An 11,738-nucleotide genomic window follows, 5' to 3' on the forward strand; every position below is an offset into this window, starting at 1 on the left:
GGTGGCCGCGGCGGCGCTCGTCCGCTTCGCGCTGCTGCTGACGCTCTGGGTCGCGCTTGCCGGCGACGGGTGGAAGGACCTGGCGCCGGGGGTGGCGGCGGCCGCGCTGGGCACCTGGTGGAGCCTGCGGCTGCTGCCGCCCGCGCCGCTGCGCGTGCATCCCGCGGCGCTGGCGGGGCTGGTGCTGCGCTTTCCGTGGCAGGCGCTGACCGCAGGGGTGCAGGTGGCGCGGCTGGCGCTCGACCCGCGGCGACGGCCGGAGCCGAAACACGTCACCTGGGCGCCGAGCCTGCCGCCGGGCCGGGCGCGGGATGCCTTCCTCGCCTATGCCAGCCTGCTACCGGGCACGCTGCCCGCCGGCGACGCGCCGGACGGGTCCATCGTCATCCATGCCATCGCCGGCGCCGGTTCCGCCGCCGCGGCGATGAACGAGGAGGAGGCGCGCTTCGCCCGCGCCTTCGGGCTCGATGACTGAGATCCTGCTCGGCGCCGCGCTGCTGGTGTTGGCGACGGTCGCGGCGGGCCTGGTGCGGGTGCTGCGGGGGCCGGGCGTCGCGGACCGCGTCATGGCGGCGCAGTTGCTCGGCACGGGCGGGATCGCGGTGCTGCTGCTGCTCGACGCGGCGACGGGCATTGCGGGGCTCGCGGATGCGGCGCTGACGCTCGCGCTGCTTGCCGCCTTCGCGACCGTGGCGCTGGTGCGCGGCGCGCCGGATGATGGCGGGGAGCCGCCGGCATGACCCTGCTGGTCGATGTGTTCACCGTGCTCACGGTGGCCGCCGGGATCGTCTTCTTCGTCGCGGGGACGGCAGGGCTGATCCGCTTCCCCGACACCTCCAGCCGCCTTCATGCGTTGACCAAGGCCGATCATCTGGGCCTCGGGCTGGTGGTGCTCGGCCTGCTGCCGCGGGCGGAAAGCCTCGGCGGCGTGCTGCGGCTGGTGGCGATCTGGGGCCTGGTTCTGGCGTCGAGCGCCGCGGCGGGGCCGATGCTTGCGCGTCTCGCGCGGCGCGGGGCGCGCGGCGGATGATCGCGGACCTGCTGATCGTGGCGGCGATCGTCGCCCTCGCCCTGCCGGTGGTGCTGGCGCGCAGCGCCTTCACCGCGGTCGCGCTGTTCGTCGCCTATGGCCTGCTGCTCGCCTTCGCCTGGGTGCGGCTCGATGCGGTCGATGTCGCGCTGACCGAAGCCGCGATCGGCGCCGGCCTGTCGGGCGTGCTGCTGCTTGGCGCCGCGCGGCGGCTGGCGGGCGGACCGCCGGTGGAGGATGCGCCGCCGGGCAAGGCGCAGGTCGCGCTGATCGGCGTCGGCTGCGCGGGGCTGGCGGTGGCGCTTGGGGCGGTAATCCTCGCCCTGCCCGACCCGGCGCCGAGCCTCGCCGAACCGGTCATGGCGAACATCGCCGCCATCGAGGTCGGCAACCCGGTCACCGCCGTGCTGATGGGTTTCCGGGGTCTCGACACGCTGCTCGAGGCCGCGGTGCTGGTGCTCGCCGTGGTCGCGCTCTGGGCGCTCGCACCGGATGCGGCCTGGGGCGCGGCGCCGGGGTGGCGACAGCCGCCGGCGACGGACGGGCCGCTCGCGCTGCTGGCCCGCGTGTTGCCGCCGATCGGCGTGGTGGTCGCGGTGCATATCCTCTGGGTCGGCGCCGATGCGCCGGGGGGCAAGTTCCAGGCGGCAGCGATCCTCGCCGCGATGTGGCTGCTGCCCTGGATGGCGGGGATCGCAGCACCACCGCCGATCTCGCGCGCCTGGCTGCGCATCGTCATTGCGGCGGGGCCGGTCGCCTTCATCCTCGCGGGCTTCGCGGGGTCGGTGCTGCAGGGCGCCTTCCTTGCCTATCCGCCGGGCTATGCGAAGGCCGTCATCATCGCGGTCGAGGTGGTGCTGACGGCATCCATCGCGGTGGCGCTGGCGCTGCTGGTGCTCGGCCCGCCGGCCGAGGATCGCGGCGCATGAGCGCGACGATCTTCGGCCTGCTGGGCGCAGCCCTGGTGGGCATCGGTTTGTTCGGCCTGCTGGTGCGGCGAGATGCGCTGCTGCGGATCCTGGCCTTCAACCTGCTCGGCGGCGGGGTGTTCCTCGTCTTCGGGGCGGTGGCGCGGCGCGGCGCCGGTGCGGGCCTCCCGGCCGATCCGGTGCCGCAGGCGATCATCCTGACCGGCATCGTGGTGGCCTTCGCGGCGACGACGCTTGCGGTCGCGCTGGTGCTGCGCCTGGCCGCGGCGAAGGACCGCGGCTGATGTCGGCCGGGATGCTGCCGGTGCTCGCGGTGATGCTGCCGGTGCTTGGCATGGTCCTGGCATTGCCGCTCGGCGCGCGAGGTGCGGAACGGCTGACGCTCGCTTTGGCGCCGCTGGGCCTCGCCGTCGCGGTGGCGATCGCCGTCGTCGTCTATGGCGGCAGCGCGCCGATCCGGCACGAGCTTGGCCACTGGGCGCCGCCGCTCGGCCTCGCCTTCCGCGTCGACGGCTTGTCCGCGGCGATGATGGTGACGGCCGCGGTCGTGATCGGCGCGACGGCGCTCTTCGCGCGAGGCCAGTTCGGCACGGCGGCGGGCGAGGCCGAGACGCGCCGCGCCTTCGCCTTCTGGCCGCTGCTGCTCGCCATCTGGGGCGCCACCAACCTGGCGCTGGCGGCCAACGACCTCTTCACCTTCTACGTGGCGCTGGAATTGCTGACCTTCGCGGCCATGCCGATGGTCGCCCTCGACGGCAAGCGGGAGACGCTCGAGGCCGCGCTGCGCTACCTGATGTTCGCGCTGCTCGGCTCGGTGCTCTACCTGCTCGGCGTGGCGCTGATGTATGGCGCGGCAGGAACGCTCGACGTGGTGGTGCTGGCCTCGCGGGCCGGCGGGACCTATCCGGTGCTGCTGGCGGCGGCGCTGATGACCGCCGGGCTGCTCGCCAAGACCGCGCTGCTGCCGCTGCACCTCTGGCTGCCGCCCGCCCATGCGGGCGCGCCGGCGGCGGCGAGTGCCGTCCTCTCCGCCCTGGTGGTGAAGGGGTCCTTCGTCATCCTGCTGCGGCTGTGGTTCGGCGTGCTGCCGGGCATCCCGGGGCCGATGGCGGCACAGATCCTCGCGGGGCTCGGCGCGGCGGCGATCCTGCTCGGGTCCGTCGCGGCGCTGGCGCAGGAGAGGCTGAAACTGCTCGTCGCCTACTCGACTGTCGCGCAGATCGGCTACCTGTTCCTGATGTTCCCGTTGATCGCCTCGATGCCCGGGACGGAGACGGCGGCGAAGGCCTGGACCGGCGGCGTGGTGCAGGCGGTCGCCCATGCCTTCGCCAAGGCGGCGATGTTCCTCACGGTCGGGCTGATGGCCGCGCGGCTCGGGCATGACCGGATCCGGGACATCGCCGGCGCGGGGCGCGCGCTGCCGGTGCCGATGATCACCTTCGGGCTCGCGGGCCTCACGCTGATGGGCGTGCCGCCCTCGGGCGGTTTCGCGGCGAAGTGGCTGCTGCTGGCCGCGGCGATCGAGGCCGGGCAATGGTGGTGGGCGCTGGTGATCCTGTGCGGCGGGCTGCTGACCGGCGGCTATGTCTACCGCGTGCTGTCGGTCGGGCTGCGGGCAGGCGAGGCGACCGCGCCCACGCGCAGCGCGGACGGCCAGGGGATCGCGCTGGTGCTCGCCATCGTCTCGGTGCTGCTGGGCTTCCTGCCGCTCGGCGCCTTCGGCCTGGTGCAGATCGGCCGGCTGGACCTCGGGCCATGAGCGCGCTGCTGCTGACCCTGACGCCGGTCGTGCCGCTGCTGATGGTGGCGGCGCTGGCCGTGCCGGCCCTGCGCCCGGCCGTGCTGCGGCTGCTCTGGATCGCGCCGCTGCCGGGGCTGGCCTGTGCGCTGTTCGCGCATGGCAGCGAGCCCTTCATCGTCTATGCCCGCGTGCGGCTCATGCTGGCGCTCGACGGCCCCTCGGCGCTGCTGCTCGGCGCGGCAGCAGTGCTGTGGTGCGCAGCCTCGGTCTACGCGCAGTGCTACATGGCGAAGGATGGCCTCGCGCGCTTCGCGGGATGGTGGCTGCCGACCATGGCGGGCAGCCTCGGCGTCTTCGTCGCGGGCGACCTGATCGGCTTCTACCTTGTCTATGCGCTGGCGAGCCTGCCGGCCTGGGGCCTCGTCGTGCATGACCGCACGGCGCGCGCCTGGAATGCGGGCGCGACCTACATCCTGCTGACCGTGCTGGGCGAGGCCGCGCTGCTTGCCGCCTTCGCGCTGCTCGCGGCCTTCTCGCCGGGATCGACGCTCGCCATCGCCGACGTGCTGCCGCACCTGGCCGACGCGCCGCTGCGGGACGTGACCATCGGGCTGTTGATCCTGGGCTTCGGGCTGAAGGCGGGGCTGGTGCCGCTGCATGTCTGGCTGCCGCTCGCGCATCCGGCCGCACCCATGCCGGCCTCGGCGGTGCTGAGCGGGGCGATCATCAAGGCCGGCATCATCGGCCTGATCCGCTTCCTGCCCGCCGAGGTCACGCCCATGGGCTGGGGCGAGGCCCTCGCCGTCATCGGCTTCGTCACCGCCTTCTGGGGGGTGGGCATGGGCGTGACGCAGCGCAACCCCAAGACGGTGCTCGCCTATTCCTCGGTCAGCCAGATGGGGGTGGTGGCAGCGGCGATCGGCATGGGCATCGCCGGCGGCATCGCGACGACGCCAACCTCCGCCGCCTACTACGCGCTGCACCACGTGCTGGCGAAAGGGGCGCTGTTCCTTGCCGTCGGAGTCGCGGCCAAGAGCGGCGGCGCCGCGCGCGCCTGGGTCATCCTGCCGGCGGTGCTGCTCGCGCTGGGCTTCGGCGGCATGCCGCTGACCGGGGGCTGGCTGGCGAAGGAGGCGGTGAAGGTCGAACTGGGCAGCGGGCTTGTCGGCACGTTGTCCGCGCTGTCGGCGGCCGGGTCGACGCTGCTGATGCTGCACTTCGCGCGGCGCCTCGCCGCGGGATTCGCCGTGGAGGAACGGGCGCGGCCGCCGCTGGAATTGCTGTTGCCCTGGCTGGCGATGGCCGCCGCCGCGGTGGTGCTGCCCTGGGCGCTGTTCGACGTGGCGGGAGGATCGCTGGCCGCCGTGCTGACCGGCGCATCCATGCTGAAGGCGCTGTGGCCGGTGCTGGCGGGCCTGGCGTTGCTCGGGGTGCTGGCCTGGCTTGGCGATCGCGTGCCGGAGGTCCCGGGCGGCGACGTGCTGCAGCTCGGGCGCCGACTGCTGCGTCGTGCCGCGCCCGTCGCCCCGGCGCTGGAACGCGCCGAGGCCGTGCTGCGCGCCTGGCCCGCGGCAGGGCTGGCACTGCTCGTGCTGGCCCTCGCGCTCGGACTCGCCATGACGGGCGTGCCGTGAGGCGCCACCTGCGCCGCGCGGCCTGGCTGCTGCTCGTCGTGCCGCTGCTCGGCGGCGGGGCCCTCGCGGCGCTGCAGGCGATGATCGCGCGCGGTTATTTCACCGCGCGCGTCGATGCGGCGCTGGAACAGGCGACGGGCCGGACGGTCAGCCATGGCGGCATCCAGGTCAGCCCCGGCCTGCGGCCGCGCATCGTGCTGACGGGCGCAACGGTCGCCAACATCCCCGGCGGCTCGCGCCCCGAATTCGCGCGCATCGGTCGGCTCGAGGTGACGCTCGCGCTGCTGCCGCTGCTCTCGGGCCATGTCGAGATCGACAGCCTGCGGCTGGCGGACGCCGACATCGTTCTCGAACGCGACGCGGAGGGACGGCCCAACTGGGTGTTCGGCGGCGGGGGCGGCGGGGGCGGCATCGGCATCCCGACGGTCGATATCGCCGATACCCGCATCACCCTGCCCCAGGGGCCGGTGCACGATGTGCACGTCGAGCGCCTGCGCCTCGAGCGCGAGGCCCCGCACGATCCTCTGGAACTGCGTGGCCATGTGAGGCTCGACGGGGAAGCGCTGACGCTGACCGCCCGGCTCGGGCCGGAGGCCGAAGGCATACTGCCGCTCGCGGCCGACATCGCCGGCGACGGGCTGCGCCTGACGCTCGAGGGATCCTGGCCGCGCCACAGCGGGACGCCTGGCTGGGCGCTCGCGGCCGAGGCCGAGCTGAACGCCGCCGCGGCGCTGCGCCTCGCAACCCGTTTCGGGCACGATCTGCCGCTGGCCGGCCCGCTGAACGCGAAGGCGAGGCTCGCCCCGGGCAATCCCTGGCCGTCCGTCAGCGACCTCACGGTGCGGCTCGGCCCCACCGACGCGACGCGACTGCTGCCGGGACTTCGGCTGGCGCGGGCGGAACTGCGCGCGGCTTCCTTCGACGATCCGGCGCAATTCAGCGCCCAGGGGACGCGCAACGGCGCTGACCTCGGGTTGACCGCCAGCCTGCCCTCCCCGCGCCGCATGCTCGAGGCATCCACGGACGAGGCTGTGCCGATCGAGGCGAACGTCACTTCCGGCCGTTCGCGACTCACGCTGCGCGGCGAGGTCCGCACCGACCGGCCGCCCGGCGAGGCGGTCCTTGCTGCCCGGTTGACGACGCCGGACTTCGCGACAGTCGGGCCGGTGCTCGGCACCACGCTGCCGCGCCTGTCCGGCACGACGGCCGAGGCGCGCATGTCGGGTCTCCTCACCCGCACCCTGCGGCTGCAGGACCTGCGCGTGACGGCCGAAGGGATCGAGGCGGAAGGCGACCTCGAGATCGGCTTCGGCGAGCGGCCGGCCTTCCGCGGCGAGGTTTCCGCACGGCGGATCGACCTCGACCGCCTGGGCGGCGGCGGTCCGGCGCCGGCGCGGCGCGCGGGGCGCGTCATTCCCGACCATCCGCTGCCGCTCGCGATGCTGCGCGGCGCGGATGCGGAGTTGCGGCTCTCGGCGGCGACGCTCATCGCCGGCGGGGTCGCCTGGCGCGACGCGCGCGCCACGGTTGCCCTCGCAGGCGGTCGGCTGGCGGTGGATCCGCTCACCGTCACCATACCGGGCGGCCCGGTCGGCGGGCGCTTCGCGATCGACGCGACCGCGACGCCGCCGCAGGCAAGCCTGTCCCTGCGCAGCCACGGGCGGGGCCTCGACCTTTCGGCAATGCGGCGCGCCTTCGGCGTCCCGGCCGGTTTCGAAGGCACGGCCGAGCTCGCACTCGACCTGCATGGCACGGGGACGACGGCGCGGGGGCTGGCCGCTAGCCTCGGCGGTGAGTTCGGCATCGCGATGCTGGGCGGGCGCTTCACCGGGGCGACGGCGCTGCGCATCGGGCCGGACCTCGCGCGCGCGCTGATGCCGCGCGGCACGCCGGCGGACGGGCTGGCGCTGCGCTGCCTGGCCATCCGGCTGTCGGCGGAAGCGGGCCTCGCGCACAGCCAGGCCCTTCTGATGGAGGGCGAGTTCGGCAGGATCGAGGGCAGCCTGGCTCTCAACTTGCGCGACGAGACCATCGCGGCGCGCCTGCTGCCCGACGTCCGCGTGCTCGGCGTGACGGTGCGCGCGCCGGTGACGGTCGGCGGCACGCTGGCCGATCCGCGCATCGGCGTGGAGCCCGGCGCCGCCTTCGCGCGGGTGGCGGGCGACACGGTGGCGAACCGGCTGTGGCGCAGCAGCACGGTGGAGTTCCTGCGCGGCGCGACGGGCAGCGCGCCGCCGGGCGGGGATTGCGGCGCGGCGCTGACCCTGGCGCGCCTCGGCCGCGCGGGCGCCATGCCGGACGCCGCCGCGGCGCCGATCCCGCTGGTGCCGCGCGAACTGCAGGGCACCGCGCAGGACGTGGTACGCGGAATCGGCGGGCTTCTCGGCGGCCGGCGGCGCTAACGCGCCGGCCGAGTTCCCTACTGGTAGGGCGCGAAGGCAGCCCCCGCAGCGGCCTTCCCGGACCCGCCCCGCAGCGCGAGGCCGAGCAGCAGCCGCGCCTTCAGTCCCGAGAGCATCCCTGCCGGGATGGCGCCACGCCGGATCAGGTCGATCTCGCCGCCCGGATAGCCGTAGGTCTCGGTGAAGACCGGCCCTGCCGCCGAACGGGAGGCGAGCACCACCGGCATCCGCGCGGCGAGGTCCCCGATCGCCTGCGCCGCATCGGCCGGGACGTGGCCGGCACCCATGCCCTCGATGACCGCGCCGGCATAACCGAGGCTCGGCAAGGCCCCGAGCAGCCGGCCGTCGTCGCCCATCGCCCAGCGCAGCAATGCGACCTCGGCCGGTGGGCCGGCGGCGGCGGGGAGCACCGGCTTGCGCGGCACGCGGGCGAAGATCCGCGGGCGGCCTTCCGCCACCGCGCCGATCGGCCCGACCATCGGCGAGGCGAAGGCCGAGGGCAGCGTCGTGTGCGTCTTCTGCACGAAGCGCGCGGCATGGATGTCGTAGTTCAGCACCGCGAGCGCACCGAGGCCGCGTGCCTCCTCGCTCGCCGCGACGCGCGCCGCGGCGAGCAGGTTGGCCGGCCCGTCCGCCCCGGGCGCATCCGCCCCGCGCATCGCGCCGGTGATCACGACCGGCCGGTCGCCCGCCACCAGCAGGTCGAGGATGAAGGCGGATTCCTCGATGGTATCGGTGCCCTGGATGACCACGGCGCCGTCCGCGCCGGCGGCGAAGGCGTCCTCGATGCGGCGCGCGGTCTCGACCAGGTGCGCGGGCGTCAGCGAGGGGCTGGGCAGGCGGGCGGGGCTTTCGGCGATAATGTCGGCCACCTCGCCCAGCGCGGGCACCGACGCGACGAGTTCCGCCGCGCCGAGCTTCGGCGTGATGCCGCCCTCCGCCGAGGGCAGCATGGTGATGGTGCCGCCGAGCGAGAGGAGGATCAGCCGCCTTCGGCTCACGCCGTGGTCTCCTCGCGCCGCCGCGCCGCGCCGCGCGGCTGGATGCCATCGGGGATCTCGCCCGGCTTGTAGCCTGGCAGGCGGCTCGCCGGGATGATCGCGAGGGCCGCGACCGCGGCCATGATGAGCAGGCCGATCTTGAGCGCCTGGAGGCGGGCCTCGGTGTTCACGCGCACCGCCTCGGCCACCTGTGCGGGCGCGGCGCCGGTGCGTTCCATGATGCCGAGCAGCCGGTCGTTGGAGACGAAGTTGATGCTGTCGAGGTCGATCTGGGAGATGACCGCCGGCGGCAGCTGCGGGTTCTCGGCAATGCGGTAGAGGATGCCGGCCGAGAGCAGCCCCACCAGCAAGGCGCCCGCGACCGCGGTGCCGACGCCGGCCGCGAGGTTCTGCGTCGTGCCGCGCAGCGAGCCCACGTCGCCCGCCAGTTCCTTCGGCGCCGCCGTTACCAAGACGTTGAACACCAGCGTCACCAGCGCCCCCTGCCCCAGGCCGAAGGTGATCAGCCCGAACATCACAGGGATCGCCGACCAATCGTTCCGCACCACGAAGGCGAGCCAGAGCAGGCCGACGATGCAAAGCAGGAAGCCGCCCTGGGCGATGCGCCGCGGCGTCACCTTGTCGTACAGCCGCACCACCAGCATGGCGGTGAAGAACACCGTCAGGTTGAAGGGCATCATCGCGATCGCCGTCTCGATCGGGGTCCGACCCTGCACGATCTGGATGTAGAGCGGCACGGTGAAGTTCAGCATGGCCTCGAGCCCGACCACGGTGAACATGGCGTAGACCGCGGCGCGTTCCTCGCCCGAGGTGATGACGCGCAGGTCGAGCAGCGGCGTGCCGCCGCGCGCCGCCACACGCCGGCACCAGGCGATGAAGGTCTGCAGCAGGATCGCGCCGGTCACGATCATCAGCGGCGCGGGCGACATGCCGAAGACGTCGAAGGGTGCGGCCGGGCGCGCGACGCCGAGGCCCCAGCGGTTGAGGTTGTTGAAGCCGAACACCACGAGAATGATCGCGGCCGCCGCCAGCGCGACGCCGACGACGTCGATCTTCACCTCGGGGCGCGACTCCTCGGGCTTCAGGCGGAAGGACAGCCAGAACACCACCGCCGAGGCGACCACCAGGATGCCGAAGACCGGCCGCCAGCCGATGAAGGTACCGAGCATCCCACCGATCAGGAAGGCAGCGACCCCCGCCGCCGCGCGCGCCGAACCCAGCGCGCCCACCGCCGTGGCCTGCTGCTGGCCGCGATAGTGGTGCGCGATCAGCGCGACCAGCGCCGGCACGATCACCGCCGCGGCGAGGCCCGCCAGGAGCTGCGCCACCAGCATGAAGGTCGCCGCCGGGGCGATCACCATCAGCACCTGCGCGATGCCGAACAGCCCGACCACCACGCGGAAAACCGCGGTGGAGCCGAAGCGCTGCACCAGCTTCGCCCCCAGCATCACGAAGCCCGCGACCGAGAGCGAGTACATCACGATGCCGGTGGCGATGGTGGTCGGCGGCACGCCGAAGCTCGACACCATGCCTGCGAGCGAGACCGGCAAGGCGGCCACGTTGAAGGACATCAGCATCTGGCCGAGCGCGATCGCGATCATCGGCACCCAGGATTCGCGGGCCTCGGTCCCTGCCGTACTGCTCATCGGTCGTCCCCCCCCAGGCGTTTCGTCGTTGTCGCGACGCGTCATTCGGGCTGCGAGGCGAAAAGGTTGAGCCCGAGGCGTTCGGACAGGAAGCGCGTCACGAGCTGCCCGCGAACGCTGTTCCCGGCCTCGTCCAGCGGCGGCGAGAAGACGCCGAGCCCGCCCTTGCCAGGCGCGATGGTCACGATGCCGCCGGCGACGCCGCTCTTGCCCGGCAGGCCGATCTCGTAGAGCCAGTCGCCCGATTGCTCGTAGAGGCCCGCCGTCGCCATCACCGCGAGGATGCGCTTGCAACGCTCGGCGTCGACGACGCGTTCCTTCGTGACCGGGTTCACGCCCCCATCGGCGAGCGTCGCGCCCATCACCGCGAGGTCGTGCGCGGTGACGTTCAGCGCGCATTGGCGGGTGTAGACGTCGGTCGCCTCCTCCGGGTCCGAGTACATCCGCCCGTAGCCCCACAGGAGCCGCGCGATGCCCTGGTTGCGCTGGTTGGTCGCGGCCTCGGAGGCGTAGACCTCCTCGTCCATCACGAGGTCGCGGCCGGCGAAGCGCGACAGGCCCTCCCGGATGAAGCGCCAGCGTTCCTCGGCATTGGCGCCGGGTGCCAGGCTGGTGGTCGCGATGGCCCCGGCATTGACCATCGGGTTCATGGTGCGGTCGGCGTTCAGTTCGATCGCCATCACCGAGTTGAAGGGCAGGCCGGTGGCGTTGACACCGACCGCCTCCCGCGCACGGCCGCCGCCCAGCGCCTGGCAGACCAGGGCGAAGACGAAGGGCTTGGAGATCGACTGGATCGAGAAGGCCTGGGCCGCTTCGCCGACCTCATGCACCGCGCCGCCGGTGCCGGCGACGCAGATGCCGAACCAGTCGGGGCGCGCCTTGGCCAGGGCCGGAATGTAGTCGGCCACCTTGCCGTCCGCGACGCCGCGGTAGCGGGCGTGGGCTTCCTGCACCAGGGCGGCGACCGCGGCGGCGGCTGGCAGCCGGCCGGTGGAGATCGCGGGCGGGCCGAGCGCCTCCTCGGCATGCAGGCGGTCGTGCATGGGGGCGGGTTCCGATCATGCGCCGGGGCGACTCCCGGCATCTTGCCGCGGCAGGCTAGCAGCGACCCCAGTGGGACGGATCGGCGCAGCGTCCCCCACCTGGGCGAAGCGTTCCAAAGCGTTGGGATGCGCGCCCCACGTTGTCGTTCGGAAGCCCAGAGATCCGCCGCGCCGCCCGCAGCCGGCGCGGCGTCCCATGTCGTTGGATCCGTTGTGTCCGATGAATTTATAAATTCTGCTTGACGACAGCAATTTATAAATTCTACACAGCGCCACACCCGAAGGAGGGACTGGCGATGGCGCAGAAGGTAA

General features: G+C 73.5%; 11 protein-coding genes. 8 read left to right on the forward strand and 3 right to left on the reverse strand.

What is annotated here, in order from left to right:
- Position 1 precedes the first annotated feature (1 nt).
- From GWK15_RS24155 to GWK15_RS24190, 8 genes are read left to right on the forward strand one after another with little or no spacing between them, the layout of a single operon-like run.
- Positions 2–475, forward strand: coding sequence for a Na+/H+ antiporter subunit E (locus GWK15_RS24155; RefSeq protein ID WP_168043973.1), 474 nt, complete (start codon positions 2–4; stop codon positions 473–475).
- Complete coding sequence (locus GWK15_RS24160) at positions 468–740, forward strand: monovalent cation/H+ antiporter complex subunit F (RefSeq protein WP_168043974.1); 273 nt, start codon at positions 468–470, stop codon at positions 738–740. The genes GWK15_RS24155 and GWK15_RS24160 overlap by 8 nt, the downstream gene beginning before the upstream one ends.
- Positions 737–1,030, forward strand: coding sequence for a cation:proton antiporter (locus tag GWK15_RS24165; protein ID WP_168043975.1), 294 nt, complete (start codon positions 737–739; stop codon positions 1,028–1,030). Before GWK15_RS24160 ends, GWK15_RS24165 begins: the two co-directional genes overlap by 4 nt.
- A complete protein-coding gene (locus tag GWK15_RS24170; protein WP_168043976.1) occupies positions 1,027–1,959 on the forward strand; it encodes a Na(+)/H(+) antiporter subunit B in 933 nt (310 codons plus the stop codon). The genes GWK15_RS24165 and GWK15_RS24170 overlap by 4 nt, the downstream gene beginning before the upstream one ends.
- Positions 1,956–2,243, forward strand: coding sequence for an NADH-quinone oxidoreductase subunit K (locus GWK15_RS24175; protein ID WP_168043977.1), 288 nt, complete (start codon positions 1,956–1,958; stop codon positions 2,241–2,243). The genes GWK15_RS24170 and GWK15_RS24175 overlap by 4 nt, the downstream gene beginning before the upstream one ends.
- Positions 2,243–3,718, forward strand: coding sequence for a complex I subunit 5 family protein (locus GWK15_RS24180; protein ID WP_168043978.1), 1,476 nt, complete (start codon positions 2,243–2,245; stop codon positions 3,716–3,718). Before GWK15_RS24175 ends, GWK15_RS24180 begins: the two co-directional genes overlap by 1 nt.
- Entirely contained in the window at positions 3,715–5,334 is a 1,620-nt protein-coding gene (locus GWK15_RS24185) for a complex I subunit 5 family protein (RefSeq protein ID WP_168043979.1), read from the forward strand. The genes GWK15_RS24180 and GWK15_RS24185 overlap by 4 nt, the downstream gene beginning before the upstream one ends.
- Complete coding sequence (locus GWK15_RS24190; RefSeq protein WP_168043980.1) at positions 5,331–7,736, forward strand: AsmA family protein; 2,406 nt, start codon at positions 5,331–5,333, stop codon at positions 7,734–7,736. The genes GWK15_RS24185 and GWK15_RS24190 overlap by 4 nt, the downstream gene beginning before the upstream one ends.
- Before the next feature lie 17 nt (positions 7,737–7,753).
- Here GWK15_RS24190 and GWK15_RS24195 read toward each other — a convergent pair whose 3' ends face one another.
- From GWK15_RS24195 to glsA, 3 genes are read right to left on the reverse strand one after another with little or no spacing between them, the layout of a single operon-like run.
- Positions 7,754–8,737 carry an asparaginase domain-containing protein gene (locus GWK15_RS24195; RefSeq protein WP_168043981.1) on the reverse strand — a complete coding sequence of 328 codons (984 nt, stop codon included), beginning with the start codon at positions 8,735–8,737 and terminating at the stop codon, positions 7,754–7,756.
- Positions 8,734–10,383 carry an MFS transporter gene (locus tag GWK15_RS24200; protein ID WP_168043982.1) on the reverse strand — a complete coding sequence of 550 codons (1,650 nt, stop codon included), beginning with the start codon at positions 10,381–10,383 and terminating at the stop codon, positions 8,734–8,736. Before GWK15_RS24200 ends, GWK15_RS24195 begins: the two co-directional genes overlap by 4 nt.
- Before the next feature lie 41 nt (positions 10,384–10,424).
- Entirely contained in the window at positions 10,425–11,426 is a 1,002-nt protein-coding gene (gene glsA / locus GWK15_RS24205; RefSeq protein WP_168043983.1) for a glutaminase A, read from the reverse strand.
- Between the last annotated feature and the right edge of the window lie 312 nt (positions 11,427–11,738).

The sequence above is a fragment of the Neoroseomonas oryzicola genome, from assembly GCF_012163135.1.
In the GTDB taxonomy this organism is placed as follows: domain Bacteria; phylum Pseudomonadota; class Alphaproteobacteria; order Acetobacterales; family Acetobacteraceae; genus Neoroseomonas; species Neoroseomonas oryzicola.